Below are 15,368 nucleotides of genomic sequence, written 5' to 3' on the forward strand. Positions count from 1 at the left end.
CGAATGCTGACCTTTAAATTACGTTAGACTATTTAACGACAATGTTGACAATGTGGTTTGGTACAACGATGACCTTCTTGATTTCCTTGCCATCCGTGAACTTTTGGACGTGTTCGTTGGCAAGGGCCTTAGCTTGAGCCGTTTCTTGATCGGCATCCTTTGGCATCTCAATTCGGGCCCGCACTTTGCCGTTAACCTGTATGATCATTTCAACCGTTGATTCTTCCAAGGCTTCTGGATCGTAGGTTGGCCATGGCTGGTAGGCAATCGTGTCGGAAACGTGGAATTGGCTCCAAAGCTCTTCGGCAACGTGTGGAATTACCGGCGAGATCATCTTAATCAGGCCTTCCATGTACTCAACCGGCAGATCGTCAACCTTGTAGGCTTCATTGACAAAGACCATCAGTTGCGAAATAGCCGTGTTGAAGTGCATCCGCTCAAAGTCTTCCGTAACCTTCTTGACGGTTTGGTTGTAGATGCGCGTCAGCTTGCCATCATTGAAGTTTGAAACGCGATCACGCAGATGGTTGTTGTCATCCATCATCAGGCGCCATACCCGGTTGATCCACTTGTAGGCACCGTGCAGCCCCTTGGTGTCCCAAGGCACGGATTCAGTCAGTGGACCCATGAACATTTCGTAGAGCCGCAGCGTGTCGGCACCATATTGCTCAACGATGTCATCTGGGTTAACGACATTGCCCTTGGACTTGGACATCTTTTCGTGGTTGGAACCCAGAATCATCCCTTGGTTAACCAGCTTCATGAATGGTTCCGGCGTTGGTACGTAGCCCAGATCGTACAGGACCTTGTGCCAGAAACGGGCGTACAGCAGGTGCAGGACGGCATGTTCAGCCCCGCCGACGTACAGATCGACTGGTGACCAGTAGTCCAGCGCTTCTTTAGAGGCAAATTCCTTTTCGTTGTGCGGATCCGTGTAGCGCAGCCAGTACCAAGAAGAACCAGCCCATTGCGGCATCGTGTTGGTTTCCCGCAGCCCATGTCGGCCATTTTCGTCATAAACGTTGATCCAGTCAGTAGCGTTGGCCAGTGGACTCTCACCAGTACCAGATGGCTCAATGTTCTTCATGTCAGGCAGCTTCAAAGGCAGTTCGTCTTCCGGCACCAATGAGGTCGTACCATCGTCCCAGTGAATAACCGGAATTGGTTCACCCCAGTAGCGCTGACGTGAGAAGATCCAGTCGCGCAGCCGGTAGTTGACCTTCTTGTGGCCGGCATCGTGTTCTTCCAGCCAGTCGATCATGGCCTTTTTGGCTTCCTTGATCTTCATGCCGTCAACAAAACCAGAATTGATGTGCTCGCCATCGCCAGCATAGGCTGCTTCTGAGATATCGGCATCCTTGATGATTGGCTTGATTGGCAGGTCAAACTTCTTGGCAAAGTCCCAGTCACGCTGGTCACCAGCTGGCACGGCCATCACTGCACCAGTACCATACGAAGCCAGTACGTAATCCGAGATCCAGATTGGCAGTTTTTCGCCATTGACTGGGTTGATAGCGTAAGCCCCCGTAAATACACCCGTCTTGTCTTTGTTCAGATCGGTCCGTTCCAGATCAGAGCGGCGAGATGTCGTTTCCTTGTAGGCTTCAACTTCGGCCTTGTGTTCAGGCGTCGTCAGTTCGTCAACCAGATCCAGTTCAGGGGCCAAAACAACGTAGGAAGCCCCAAACAGCGTGTCAGGACGCGTCGTAAAGACTTCGATTCTGCCATCATGATCAGCAATGTCAAAGAAGACGGAAGCACCTTCTGAACGACCAATCCAGTTGCGCTGCATTTCCTTAACGCTTTCTGGCCAGTCAACCAAGTCCAGATCATCAATCAGACGATCGGCGTAGGCCGTAATCTTCAAAACCCATTGCTTCATTGGCTTGCGGTAGACTGGGTAGCCGCCCCGCTCCGTCTTGCCGTCAACGACTTCTTCATTGGAGACAACCGTACCGCCCATGAAGTCAGGAGCCCAGTTGACCATGATCTCATCTTCATAGGCCAGCCCCTTCTTGTACAGCTGTTCAAAGATCCACTGCGTCCACTTGTAGTAGTTTGGATCAGTCGTGTTGACTTCGCGATCCCAGTCATAAGAAAAGCCCAGCGATTGAATCTGGTCTCTAAAGTGATCGATGTTTTGGTTGGTGAAGCCCTTTGGATTGTGGCCCGTCTTTAAAGCGTACTGTTCAGCCGGCAGACCAAACGCATCCCAACCCATTGGATGCAGCACGTTGTAGCCCTGCATCCGCTTCATCCGCGAAACCACATCCGTTGCCGTGTAGCCTTCTGGGTGACCAACGTGCAGACCTTGTCCAGATGGGTATGGAAACATGTCTAAAGCATAGTACTTCTTTTGGTCCTTGTTGATTTCCGCCTTAAAGGTCTTGTTTTTCTTCCAATAGCGCTGCCATTTCTTTTCAATCGTTTTGTGATCGTAAGCCATTAGCCCTGCTCCTTTTAAAATTCTGATTGTCAGTAAGTTGATCGTATAAAAAAACGCCCTGCAACTAAATGCAGGACGAATCAAAATCCGCGGTACCACCTGAATTCCACGCTTTATGCATGGCCCTTGAGATTCTTAACGCGAATTTCACGTTGCCGCCTACTATTGGTTCAGCGGCAATTTTTTGAGGCCAGTTCACCAACGTCTGCTCCAGGCTTGCACCGCCGCCTGGTCTCTGTAAACAGCTGAGTTGGCTACTAACTCCTCTACGATCAAAGATTACAAACTATTCTAGCAAGGACCGCCGCTAAGTGCAAGTCTCTTTTCTAATATATTTCTAATTTTGTTCATCGAGTTTCAGCAGCAAAGCATCTAAAGCCCCATACAGGTTGGCGTCGTTTTTGAATTTAGCCGGTTCGATCTTTGGCTTGACCATTTCTTTTTTCACGATCGGCATTGAATCTACCAGCTGGTCATATTGATTATTGATCGTCTTAATCAATATCGGCTGCGCGGAGATCCCACCACCGATAACGACCTTGTTTAAATCAACAATCGCCTGCATGCTCAAGATCAAGCAGGCAATCTGATAGCAATATTCGTTAAAGACCTTGGCGGCATCCGGATTGCCAGCTTCAATCATCCGAAAGGCCGCTAAGCCATCCGCACCTTCCGGCAGACCGGATGCCTCAATTACGTCCTGAATCATTTTGACAGAAGAACCGTTAAAGCCTGCCAAGCGATCCGTGCCTTCCGCCTTAAAGTTGGTTGGCACAAAATTCAGCATTCCGGCACCGGCATGCGCGCCATAGTTCAGTTTGCCATTGGTGATGATGCCGGAGCTGATGTCGGTTCCCAGCAAAATGGCTGCCGCATCGGTTTCACCATGCAGATTGCCCAGCCATGATTCCGCCAAAGCTGCCGCGCGTCCTTCGTTTTCAACGGCAATCGGCAGAATCTTACGGTAATGTTCCTTAAACAGTTTTGGCAGATCCCAGTTCTTCAAAAACGGCAGCGTATCGCTAAATACGACCACCTGCTTTTGCGGATCAACCTTGCCGGGAACGCAGACCGCCAATCCGCTGATCTGAGCTTGGTACTGATCAATAATTGCATAAAGCGACTTCATAAATTCACTCAGGCTGCTGGTAGGCGTCGGCACCTTGTCTTTTTTGGTAATCTGACCGGCGTTGTTCAGCAGGGCATACTTAATCGCTGTCCCACCGACATCGATACTTAAGAATGAATGCATGACTCTAGACCCCTTCCTTGATTTAACCTTTACGGGTCCATCTTACTCGTTTTAAATGATTTTTACTAGAGATATTGTGAATATTTTAGCAATTATTTGACAAATGCCGTGCAAACGGATTCATCGTTGTTTCATCAATTATTTTTTAAACAATAGATTTTAAATTTCCACCTGACTTTTAGACACGTTTGTTTGATAATTAACTTAATTTTGCTCGTTTCTAAAAGCCCCTCAAGGTTATAATGACATTAATAAACTGCAAGCGTAGAAAGGACGACTCCAATGGAAAACAAAACCCCTCTTTGGTCAAACGATCATCCCCAAATCATCAGCAATCTGGCCCAGCATACCATCTCTAAAAGCTATTATGGTCTTGGCACCAACATCGTTTTAACGGCGTTTGGCAGTGCCGAGCAGCGCGATTTGGACGATGCCTATGCATTGATTGCCCGCTATGAAGACATCCTGACCGTCAATCGCGATCATTCAGAGCTGATGGCCGTTAATCAGGCAGCCGGCCAGCATCCCGTACAGGTTTCTCATGCCAGTTACCATCTTGCCAAAAAAGCCATTGCCATCAGCCTGGAAGACAATGGTTTTGATGCCTTGATCGGTCCTTTGGTAAAACTGTGGCACATTGGCTTTGACGATGCTCATGTACCAAGCGAGGCGGAAATTCAAGAACGCCTTAAACTGATCGATCCACATGACGTTGAGCTAAACGACCGCGACATGACCATTTTTTTGAAAAAGCCGGGGATGGAGATTGATCTGGGCGCCATTGCCAAAGGTTATATTGCCGATCGCATTCGTGACTTATGGCGCTCGCGTGATATTCGCGCCGGCATCATCGATCTGGGCGGCAACATTCTGATGCACGGCACAGCGCCCAAGCACCAGGACGGCTTATGGCGAATCGGCGTTCAGGATCCTAGTGCCAAGCGTGGTCAATCGATTTTAGTAGCTGCTCTGCCGGAATGTTCAGCCGTTACCAGTGGAATCTACGAACGTCATCTCGAAGAAAATGGGCAAGACTACCACCACATCATCGATCCGGCCACTGGTCACCCTAGAAAAACTGCACTGGCCGGCGTGACCGTCTTTTCTGGTCAATCGATTACCGGCGAGATCGAAACCGGCCGCCTTTTCTTTGCCGGTCAGCCGCTGCCAAACTGGATCAATGATCATCCTGACGTCATGGGGGCCGTTTTTGTCGATCAGGCACGCCATGTTCAAGTTGTCGGTCTCAAGCCAGATCAGGTTCGAATTATCGACCATAGCTACGACGTTCAGTTTGTCAACGACTGATTCTGACCAGCTTTGCGCTCTGGTATTAGCTGGCTTGTTTGACTAAGCTTTGCTGATCATGAGTCAAAACGCCGGCCGCCAGCAAAAAAGCCAAGCTGCCGCATCTGGGCACTTGGCTTTCCTTTTGTCTTTTATCCTAAAATGGCTTTCAATTCGTCAACCTTGTCCAGGTGTTCCCACGGCAGATCGATATCAGTCCGGCCAAAGTGACCATAAGCAGCCGTCTTTTTGTAGATTGGGCGCTTCAAGTCAAGCATCTTAATGATTCCGGCCGGCCGCAGATCAAACGTCTTGCGTACCGCTGCAATCAGTTCAGCTTCCGAACGCGTCCCCGTCCCAAACGTATTGATTGAGATTGAGACTGGCTGGGCCACCCCAATTGCATAGGCAACCTGAATCTCCAGGCGCTTGGCATAGCCAGCCGCTACCAGGTTCTTGGCAATATAGCGGGCTGCATAGCTGGCAGAACGGTCAACCTTCGTCGCATCCTTGCCAGAGAAGGCGCCCCCGCCATGGTGAGCAGCCCCGCCATAAGTGTCCACGATGATCTTGCGACCCGTTAAACCGGCATCGCCTTGTGGACCACCAATAACAAAACGGCCGGTTGGATTGATAAAGTATTTGGTATCGTCATCCAACAGTTCGGCTGGAATCACGGCTTTGATAACTTGTTCAATAACGTCGTGACGAATCTGATCCAAAGCAATCTCTGGGTCATGCTGCGTACTCAAAACAACCGTATCGACACGCAATGGCTTATCATTTTCATCGTATTCGACCGTTACTTCGGCCTTGGCATCAGGGCGCAGATATGGAATCGTACCATCCTTGCGCAGCTTGGCGATCTTTTGCATCAGCTTGTGACTAAGCATCAGCGTCAGCGGCATGTATTCTGGCGTTTCATCAGTAGCATAGCCAAACATCAGCCCTTGGTCGCCGGCACCAATCTTGTCTAATGGATCAACGTTGCCGCCCCGCGTTTCCAGCGAGTCGTCAACCCCTTGCGCGATGTCTGGCGACTGTTCGTCAATCGCTGTAATTACCGCACAGTTGTCGGCATCAAAGCCATATTGACCATCCGTGTAGCCAATTTCACGAATCGTATCGCGAACGATCTGCTGGATGTTGACGTAAGCCTTAGTCGAGACCTCGCCAAATACCAGTACCAGGCCGGTCGTGACCGAGGTTTCAACCGCTACCCGGGCATCTGGGTCTTGTTCCAGCATGGCATCCAAAATTGCGTCACTGATCTGGTCGGCAATCTTGTCAGGATGTCCTTCTGAAACCGATTCGGATGTAAATAAGTGTCGTTCAGTCATTTTGTTAATTCCCCCATTTTCTAAACTAAAAAGTTCGGTTATTGCGGTTACAAGGCATCTTCACAATCTGTGAATCCTATCGGGAATTTGCTTTATAACGTTCACCATCCTAACATATTCTCGTGATAATAAGCAATTTTTTATGATGGAATTTGTTACAATAAGGAAAACTTAATTTTTGACCGCTCAGGAGGAATTTTTTTGCAAAACCTGTTATCGCATTTTAAGCTGCAAATCCAAGATATCGACTGGCGCAGTCTGCTGCCCAATGCTTTTTTAATGATGTGCTGCTGGTCTTACGTGCCCTTTGCCTATGCCATCCAGATCAAAACCACCGTCTTTTCTCACGATCTGTACAGTCTGTTTGCCTATCAGATCTGCATTGCCCTGGCCGCCACCATTATTTTTGACCAGCAAGGCGGCTCGCTGACTTCGATTATTCCGCTGCTGATCAGCTTTTTATTTGCCATCAGCGGCTTTTTGCATGGCAACGTCTTTTTGTTTATTCTGCTTTTGCTGCCGCCCTGCTATCTGCTGATTTTTGAGCTTTATCTGCACGAATTTCAAAATCCAGTTGGGCTGCTGGTTTTCGGCCTTTTAATGACCCTCAGCATTCCAGTAGCATTCACCTTCATCTCGGTTAAGTTTTTATCGTGGAGCTATCTGCTCAAACTGATCCCATTATTGATGATCTACTGTTTTTACTACGCCCCGCTTTTTTTATCTGATGACCCGCGTTTTCCAATGATTGAGGGCGGTCTTGGCGTGATCTTGATTTTAACGATGCTGACGCGGCCAATCAAGGTAACGCTGCTGTTAGCCATCGCACTGGTGATCTTAGGCTGGTGGCTGTTGCAGCGCTTGATCGCAAACCCGCATAATCAAATTTTTTATACTCTGTTACAGTTGCTGACAACGATTCTGACTTTCTGGGTTTAAATTTTACCAGGCAGAATGCTTTTCTTTTCCCTAAATTAGAATTATTATTATCTAAAAAGAAACATTTTATTTCCTGATGCATTATCGGTCTTGACAATGCTATAATAATGACTTGTCTAATCACTTGTCTGTGAAAGGAGGATGATCGTTGCAATGGCCAATTCAGAATATGAACACGCACTGCAGCATCTGCGTGAAAAACATGTCCGGCTCACCCCGCAGCGTAAACTGATTCTGCGCTATCTGATCAGTCACCACACGCACCCCAGCGTTGAGATGATCTACGCCGATTTAAAACAAGAAGCCGACAACATCAGCATGGCAACGATCTACAACACCATCAATCTCTTGGTTGAAGATCAGCTGGTCATTGAACTGAAAAATGGTGATGGCAGCTCCCATTATGACTACTTTGGGCATCCCCACTACCATGTCGTCTGTGACAACTGCGGTTTGATCCAAGACGTTTTTGATGATCATTTCGCGGCCCTGACCAAGGATCTGCAGCAGATTACCCGCGAAAAGACCAATTTCATGGTAACCCAAAGCGATATTGAAGTTCATGGCATCTGCCCCAACTGTCAAAAAAAGCTGGGCCTCGCATAGTCATAAAAGAGCAAACAAGAATGGGCAATTCATCATGTCCTTAAAAGCACGTGTTTCCCTGACCTTTATCAAAAAATCAATCCTCGTCTCAGTCAGCTGAGCCGGGGATTTTTATTTGGGCTATTTTTTAAAAATTGACAGGCATCAATTCATAAATTCAGCTGCCACCTTATGCTAGGAAACGAACAATTCAGGGAGGAGCTGAAATTATGTTTTTTTCGCAGCATAAAAAAGGCAGCGTCGTATTAATGACGATTCTGCTGATTGCCGCTTATCTTGGCCGATTCAGCGGTCTTGACTGGCTGGACGACCTAAGTATGGTTGCAATCGCGGTTATCGGTGGTCTGCCGCTGATAGTCAGAGCAGCTGGCGCACTGCGGTTCAAAATCATTTCAATTGAGCTTTTGGTTTCAATTGCCGTCGTCAGTGCGATTGCAATTGGCGAATACAGTGAGGCGGGCATCGTGGTCTGGCTGTTTTCAATCGGTGATTTTTTGGAAGCCGTCACGCTCAAAAAAACGCGCAAGTCGATTCAAGAACTGGTCGATCTGGCACCCAAAACTGCACTGAAAATCAATCAGCCTCATGAGCGCGTGTTTACCGAGGTAGATATTGACGAGATTGAAAAAGGCGACTATCTGCTGGTAAAAACCGGTTCCCAGATTCCAGTCGATGGACGCGTCGTGGATGGCAGCGGCTATGCTGATCAGGCAAGCATTACCGGTGAATCAAAGCCTAGTCGCAAAACAATCGACAGCAGCGTTTTTGCCGGCACGATTCTGACCAGCGGAACCTTGGCCGTGCAAGCAGAAAAAGTCGGCGAAGATACTACTTTTGGCAAGCTGATCGAACTGGTTGAGGAGGCCCAGGACAGTCAGACGAAAACGCAGCGCTTGATCGATCGTTTTTCGAAGTTCTACACGCCTCTAGTCTTGGCAATCGCTGCTGCAGTTGGTCTGATTACCAAAGACCTTAGGCTGGCCATCACGATTCTGGTCTTGGGCTGTCCTGGTGCTTTGGTCATCGGTGTCCCAATCTCAACCGTCGCCGGTATCGGCAGCGCGGCCAAGCAGGGCATGATTGCCAAGGGCAGTGCCGCATTAGACCAGCTGACCAAGATCGATACGCTGGTTTTTGATAAGACCGGTACGCTAACGACGGGACAGCCCAGCGTCGGTAAAGTCATCAACATTAATGGCTCTTTAGCCAAAAATCTTAAAATTCTGGCCAGCATCGAGCATGAATCCGATCACCCTTTAGCTAGGGCCATCCTTGAGTACTATCAAAAATCCGGCCAAAAAGATGCCATCTATCCGATCAGCAACAGTCAGATCGTGGATGGACGCGGCATCAAAGCCACCGTTAACGGACAGTCGGTGCTGGTCGGCAATGAGCGTCTGCTAAATGAAGCCGGCATTGCTGCCAGCACCTCACAACTATCCGCAACCAGCTCGCATGTCTTGCTGGCCGTTAATGAAGAACTGCGATTGGCCTTAGAAGTCAGTGATCAGCTGAGGAGCGGCGTAAAAGATGCCCTGCGCGACTTAAGAAAGCTCAAGGATTATCAACTTGTGCTGCTTTCGGGGGACAATCAAGCCGTTGCCGAAAAAACAGTAGCCGGCTTGGATTTTGACCTGGTCGTCGGCGATCTTTTACCCGTGGACAAGGCTGAATTCATCAAAAAATTGCAGGCAGCTGGACATCAAACTGCCTTTGTCGGTGATGGCATCAATGACAGCCCGGCGCTAAGCATTGCCGATCTAGGAATTGCAATGGGCAGCGGAACCGAGGCCGCGATTGAAGTTGCCGATATTATTCTGGTCGATTCCAGCCCAACCCAGCTGCCAATTGCTGTTAAGTACGCCCAAAAAATGATGCGCAACATGTATGAAAACATCACGATTGCCCTGCTGACCGTTTTATTGCTTTTTATTGGTCTCTTTACGGGTTATATCTACATGGCATCAGGAATGCTGGTCCACGAGTTGAGTATTTTGATCGTAATTTTAAATGGAATGCGTTTAATTCGTCATAATTGATCAGCGTCAATTACTTTAGCGTGAATCTAAAATATGATGTCATTAATCAATTATTAAAGGAGCTGAATATCATGAAAAAAGTAATCTTAAAACTAAACGATCTGTCATGTCCATCCTGCATGAGCAAGATTCAAAAAGCCGTCAGCCAGCAGCCTGGCGTAAAAGATGCCGTAGTAATGTTTAACGCTGGCAAGGTCAAGGCTGAAGTCGACGAAAAGCTGATCGCGCCTGAAAAACTGGGCAGCATCGTCAATCAGCTTGGCTATCAAGTCGAGAAAATCATCGTTAAGGAGGCCTAAATATGGATTCGCTCAAAACCAACTCTGCCCAAGCATTTGCCAACGAACAAGAACGCAGCCAGCATGAGCACCACGTCCCAACTGCTGGTGCCATGATTGGTCATATTACCGCTAATCTGGCTGTGCATGCCCTCAAGATCGAACAAGCCGTTTTATTTGCCAAGGGTCCCAGTGCACTGTTTTTAAATCAGCATGGCCGAAGCTGGCTTCAAAGAGAACTGACATTTTGGGAGCAGATCAACCGTGCCCTGTATGCCGAAGCTGATTTGGTACCAACTACCAGTCGTGAGCTGTTAGAATACAGCATGCTTGAAGAAAACGGCGCTGCCAAATACGACAGCGGTGAGCAGCAGCTTTTTGATCTGATCAAGGATTTTGACACCCAGCTCTTGTTTATTGACCGCGCCATCAAGCTGACTGAAAAAGAAGCCCATGAAGGACAAAATCTGTTGATGAAAGAACTGTATCGCTGGATCAAAGAACAGATTGCATTGGCGCAAAGCTTTTTAGGCAACGAGCCAACCAAGGGACTGTCGATTACTGATGATGACGAAGACGATGACTAGGCCCCGCAGCTGAGCATAATCATTAATTCCGTCAGCTACATTAATCCAGACTGCTCGCCACACCGGTAAGCTTTGACTCGATATTATTAAAACGTCCCGCGCCAGGCAGCTTTAGTTAATTTTGTCTGCCCCTGCTATAGCACCTGCTCACCAGACAGCTTTGATTAACCTTGCCTGACCCGTTATAAAACGAAAAATGGACCCCGACCAGACAGCCAGGGCCCATTTTTATTTATCTAGTCGTGATGAAACCAGCCAACCATGATCAAACTTAATTATTTTAACTAATCGTCAACGCAGCAACGAATGGCTGGCTTGACAATTTCTTGATCGTCGGCATATCAATAGGTTAATCGTCAATAACTCGCTTGGCTTAACCATCTTATTTACCCAAATTGTCCCAAGCGAGGAAAACCGTGTAGTCGGATGATTGCTGCTGATTAAAATCGCTTTTTCTTGCCAATTACGCTGGTTGTTTGTCGCAAAATTCGCTGTCGAGCCTAGATTCAGGTCAATTATGCAAAAATCTCTGCATAAAACATATGACAAAATCATCATTACCTACTTTTCGCGAAAATCAATGTATAAGTAGGTAAAAATCAGTGTATATTGAGTTAGGCATCCCTAACATTACCTACAATTCGACAAAAAGGCCCCAATAGTAGGTAATTCACAAAGTCGGTCTGGCCCAATCCGCCCTTAAATATGCATATTTACCTACTATTCGAAGTAAAAACGCTGATAGTAGGTAAAGTTGAACTGAGCGAGTATGCAGTTACCTACTTCTAGAAAAAAGCAGCGTAAAGTAGGTAATTTCAGCTCCCCAGCTGCTTAAATCCCGATTTTCTTCACAAAGCTGGCCAACAGATTCTCATAAAAATCGCTGCCAAACGTTCCTGCTTTCCAAAACCATCAAAAACAATCAACGCATTAAAAAACTTCTCGATGACTGAACACCGAGAAGTTTATTTTTAGTTGTATCGATATTGTTTGAAAGTCAATGAAAGAATCGTCATAAATATCAGCCAGACTAATGCGATAATCAAGGCAATTCTGGTGTCAGGACTAAATAACAAGATCACGCCCACGGCAAACAGGAAAATCAAGACCATCCAATCAGTAACCGGCGTTCCCGGCATCTTAAAGCCACTGCCTTCCGGATGCAGCTTACGATAGCGCAGGTGAGCCAACACAATCGTTCCCCAGATAAACAGGAAGCTGGTCGTGGCCACACTTGAAACCAGGGTAAAGACTTCGGAAGGAATCAAGTAGTTCAGCAGTGACGACATCCCCATCAAAAGAGCTGAGATGACGATCGCCGTAGCTGGAACCGAATTCTTAGAAATGCGGCTGATCTTGCGAATTGAAGGCCGGCGTGAAGTTGAGGTCAATTCGGCCAACATGCGTCCAGTCGTGTACAGGGCGCTGTTGCAAGATGAAGCAGCCGCGGTTAAAACTACAAAGTTGATGATTGAGGCCGCTGAAGAAATGCCAATATCCTTAAAGACCATGACAAACGGACTCGAATTTGGATCAAGGCGATTCCATGGATAGATGCTCATGATCACAAACAGTGCGCCAATGTAGAACAACAGAATCCGGACTGGAATGTCATTGATGGCCTTGGGAATGACCTTGCGGGGATTAGCAGTTTCGGCCGCCGTCATCCCAACCATTTCAATTCCGGCAAATGAGAAGATGACCATTTGGAAAGACTTCAAAAAGCCATCCAGGCCGGTTGCGAAAAATCCGCCATGTGATACCAGATTGCTTGGTGAGGTAACGATGCCGTTGGGACTCTTGAAGCGCACCAGCATCATCCCGATCCCGATTGCAATCAGCAGCAGGATCGCAAAAATCTTGATCAGTGCAAACCAAGATTCGACCTCGCCAAATGCACCAACCGTAATCAAGTTGACACATAAGAGCACCGCCAGCGTAATCAAGCCGGGTACCCATTGTGGACAATTCGGCAGCCATAATTGAACATACATGCCGATCGCAGTAATCTCAGCCATTGCGATTGCGACCCAGCAGAGCCAGTACGTCCAACCAGTGATAAATGCAGCCCGTGAGCCTAAGTAGTCACGAATCGCATCCACAAATGAATTGTAATGCAGATCAGCCAGCAAGAGTTCGCCCAGCGCCCGCATCAACAAGAAGCACATGATCCCCGTAATCAGATATGCCAGCAGAATGGAAGGACCAGCAGCGTGAATGGATTTCCCGGAACCCAAGAACAGCCCCGTACCGATCGCACCACCAAGGGCAATCAGCTGTACGTGACGATCCTTTAAGCCCCGCGACAGCGTTTGCTGATCCGGTTGCTTTTCCGCCATATTTAATTTCCTCCTTCTCTTAACCTGCCCAGCATTTTTTGCTAGACTGGAGGGTAAAACCTAGAATCTTTATTGTACCACGTTTTTAAATTTTCGTTAGAGTTATTTGGGAGATTTTTAATTTTGCGTTCTTGGATTCCATTTATAATACTATTAATCATCTGGAGCACTATGTTTAACCGGGCCCTGCATCTACCGCTTCATGGCTGGCAATGGTTTACGATGCTGAGTGCCTTGATCTATACTTTGGCCATTGCCTATCTCTGCTTTACGCCAACCCAGTATAATTGGGGTGGCCCGCATAAGATTTTTTATCACGTCTTAGGTGTTCCCTGCAACGCTATTCCATTTCAAGCCTTGTCGCCTGATTTTTTCTTAAACATCGTCATGACGGTTCCGGCTGGCATCTACTGGTATCTGCTGAGTGCGCGGCATGATTTCAAGTCGGTGCTTATATTTGGTGTCTTGCTGGGAATCTCAATCGAAAGCACACAATTTTTATGTGATCTGTTTTTCCATGTTGAACGCTTCGTTGATATTGATGATGTCATCACAAATGCAGCTGGCGTTTTAGCTGGGTTTTATGTCATGGTGCTTTTAAAAGCGACTGCCTTGGCTGATTGGATCGCGCAACTATCGATAAAATTTGTTAAACTGTAGTAATGAGGTGAATAATATGATCAGTAACGAACAACGCGCGCATGATATCGCCATCGCGCTGCTTCAGGCAAACGGCAAGGATCGCAAGCCAATCGAAGCATATCATGAATACATCAACACCCTGCTGCCAATCTTAAAGGAAATCGATAAAGACTTCCCCAATGGCATCAAGGAACACATCTAAACCGGTTTGAAGCCGTAAAAAAAGCAGCCGCGAGTTCTCGCAGCTGCTCTTTTTTTATTCAATTATCAGTCCACGCATAACCGCTTGACTGCCTCAGCAAAGATGTCCATTGCCTTAAACATGTCTTGAAGTGGCCATTGTTCATTAGCCTGGTGCATAAAGTCAGGCGTGGTTGGCAGCATCGCCCCAAAGGCCACGCAGTTATGCATCGTCCGCGCAAAGGTTGCCCCGCCGCTGACCTGTGGCTGAGAAGCAACGTCACCGGTTTGATCCTGATAGACTGCCATCAAGGTCTTAACCAATTCGGTATCTTTAGGAACGTACAATGGCGCTACGTAGTCAAAATGCTTATATTGCAGATCGTATTTGGCTACGTTTTGGCTCAGTTTTTCAAGCAGCGCATCACGATCAACGGTAACCGGAATCCGCAGATCAATCTGCATCCGCGTTTCTGTCGGCGTGATCTTGAGGCTGGAAATATTAAACGTTAAGTGGCCGGATGCCTCGTCTTTGACATCGCCCAGCAGATTGGTTCCCGTCGCATCCTCTTTAAAGCACTGACCGATAAAGTCCAGTGGTCCAAAGCCTTTAAAGACGTCATCCAAAGCAATTGCCAGTCTTAAGACCGCGTTGACGCCTTGGGGAGCCAGCATGGCATGAATCGCCTTGCCTTCTACGACCAGCTTGCCGGCTTCCTCATGATACTTGAAGCCGTGTTTTTCAAGAGCAGCCTTGACCTCATCTTGCTTTGGACCAGCATATTCTGCCCGATCTGGAACCGCGTTGAATGCACCACCAGTTTCAACGTTCAGCAGCTCGGTCCCTGGCCCAACCAGATATGACTGCTGCAGCCCTTTTTCAGCATAGGTAACCGGAAATTCAGCGTCTGGCGAAAATCCCAGATCAATCGGCGCTTCTTTTTGATTGTACTTGGCAATCCCGCGCCACAGCGTTTCTTCATCGGTACCAAAGATAAAGCGGATCTTTTTATTGAAATGACAGCCGCGATTCTCCAACGCCTTAACCGCGAACAGAGCCGCAATCACGGGACCTTTGTCGTCTTGTACGCCGCGCCCATAGACCACATCGCCAAAGACCTCGCCAGAATACGGATCATGTTCCCAAGTACTCAAATCGCCAGCTGGTACTGTATCAACATGGCCAATAATGCCAAACGTCTCGCTGCCGGTTCCAGTTTCAGCATAGCCATAGTAGCCATCTGGATCCTCATAGGTTTGATATCCCAGCTCATCACAGATCCGCATCAGCTCATCTAAAGCCTGACGAATCTTGGGTCCAAACGGCGCGCCTGGTGCTGGAGCCTCATTATACGATGGCTTGGCAACCAAACGCTTTAAAGCTGCCAATGCTTGTTGACGCTCATTTTCTTGAACCAATTCTGCTGCCATAT

Annotated in this window: 13 protein-coding genes, 1 riboswitch and 1 other annotated feature; of the genes, 8 read left to right on the forward strand and 5 right to left on the reverse strand. The window is 47.7% G+C overall.

Annotated elements, in window-relative coordinates:
• Positions 1-28 precede the first annotated feature (28 nt).
• Together leuS and ABC765_RS08655 are read right to left on the reverse strand one after the other, a co-directional pair.
• Positions 29-2,446, reverse strand: a complete 2,418-nt coding sequence (gene leuS / locus ABC765_RS08650; RefSeq protein ID WP_347980247.1) for a leucine--tRNA ligase — start codon at positions 2,444-2,446, stop codon at positions 29-31.
• A gap of 68 nt (positions 2,447-2,514) precedes the next feature.
• Positions 2,515-2,728 (reverse strand) — a binding site (T-box leader).
• A 55-nt stretch (positions 2,729-2,783) separates the two neighbouring features.
• On the reverse strand, positions 2,784-3,698 hold the full coding sequence (locus tag ABC765_RS08655; RefSeq protein WP_347980248.1) for an ROK family protein: 915 nt from the start codon (positions 3,696-3,698) through the stop codon (positions 2,784-2,786).
• A 282-nt stretch (positions 3,699-3,980) separates the two neighbouring features.
• On the opposite strand from ABC765_RS08655, the gene ABC765_RS08660 reads away from it, so the two are divergent.
• Positions 3,981-5,006, forward strand: a complete 1,026-nt coding sequence (locus ABC765_RS08660; protein ID WP_347980249.1) for an FAD:protein FMN transferase — start codon at positions 3,981-3,983, stop codon at positions 5,004-5,006.
• 131 nt (positions 5,007-5,137) lie between these two features.
• On the opposite strand, the gene metK is transcribed toward ABC765_RS08660, so the two are convergent.
• Entirely contained in the window at positions 5,138-6,325 is a 1,188-nt protein-coding gene (metK, locus tag ABC765_RS08665; RefSeq protein WP_347980250.1) for a methionine adenosyltransferase, read from the reverse strand.
• Positions 6,323-6,428, reverse strand: a riboswitch (SMK box riboswitch). (Overlaps the previous gene by 3 nt.)
• A gap of 98 nt (positions 6,429-6,526) precedes the next feature.
• Here metK and ABC765_RS08670 point away from each other — a divergent pair.
• The 5 genes from ABC765_RS08670 to ABC765_RS08690 all read left to right on the forward strand — a co-directional run bounded on the left by ABC765_RS08670 (position 6,527) and on the right by ABC765_RS08690 (position 10,774).
• Complete coding sequence (locus tag ABC765_RS08670; RefSeq protein ID WP_347980251.1) at positions 6,527-7,264, forward strand: hypothetical protein; 738 nt, start codon at positions 6,527-6,529, stop codon at positions 7,262-7,264.
• Between the two features lie 153 nt (positions 7,265-7,417).
• Positions 7,418-7,870, forward strand: a complete 453-nt coding sequence (locus ABC765_RS08675; RefSeq protein ID WP_347953644.1) for a Fur family transcriptional regulator — start codon at positions 7,418-7,420, stop codon at positions 7,868-7,870.
• Positions 7,871-8,079: 209 nt separating this feature from the next.
• Positions 8,080-9,909: a cation-translocating P-type ATPase gene (locus ABC765_RS08680; protein ID WP_347980252.1), complete on the forward strand. Its 1,830-nt coding sequence runs from the start codon at positions 8,080-8,082 to the stop codon at positions 9,907-9,909.
• A gap of 71 nt (positions 9,910-9,980) precedes the next feature.
• Complete coding sequence (locus ABC765_RS08685; protein WP_347980253.1) at positions 9,981-10,208, forward strand: heavy-metal-associated domain-containing protein; 228 nt, start codon at positions 9,981-9,983, stop codon at positions 10,206-10,208.
• Between the two features lie 2 nt (positions 10,209-10,210).
• Positions 10,211-10,774, forward strand: coding sequence for a DNA-binding protein (locus ABC765_RS08690; protein ID WP_347980254.1), 564 nt, complete (start codon positions 10,211-10,213; stop codon positions 10,772-10,774).
• Positions 10,775-11,745: 971 nt separating this feature from the next.
• On the opposite strand, the gene ABC765_RS08695 is transcribed toward ABC765_RS08690, so the two are convergent.
• Complete coding sequence (locus tag ABC765_RS08695) at positions 11,746-13,113, reverse strand: amino acid permease (RefSeq protein ID WP_347980255.1); 1,368 nt, start codon at positions 13,111-13,113, stop codon at positions 11,746-11,748.
• Positions 13,114-13,284: 171 nt separating this feature from the next.
• Between ABC765_RS08695 and ABC765_RS08700 the strand changes: the two genes are divergently transcribed.
• Positions 13,285-13,773 (forward strand): VanZ family protein, encoded by a 489-nt coding sequence (locus ABC765_RS08700; protein ID WP_347980256.1) that lies wholly within the window; start codon positions 13,285-13,287, stop codon positions 13,771-13,773.
• A gap of 16 nt (positions 13,774-13,789) precedes the next feature.
• The gene (locus ABC765_RS08705; protein WP_006500145.1) at positions 13,790-13,957 is read left to right on the forward strand and encodes a hypothetical protein; all 168 of its coding nucleotides are present in this window, start codon (positions 13,790-13,792) and stop codon (positions 13,955-13,957) included.
• A gap of 65 nt (positions 13,958-14,022) precedes the next feature.
• Here the strand turns inward: ABC765_RS08705 and ABC765_RS08710 are convergent, their stop codons facing one another.
• Positions 14,023-15,366 (reverse strand): M20 family metallopeptidase, encoded by a 1,344-nt coding sequence (locus ABC765_RS08710; RefSeq protein WP_347980257.1) that lies wholly within the window; start codon positions 15,364-15,366, stop codon positions 14,023-14,025.
• Positions 15,367-15,368: the final 2 nt, after the last annotated feature.

It is taken from the genome of Limosilactobacillus sp. WILCCON 0051, from assembly GCF_039955095.1.
GTDB lineage: Bacteria > Bacillota > Bacilli > Lactobacillales > Lactobacillaceae > Limosilactobacillus > Limosilactobacillus allomucosae.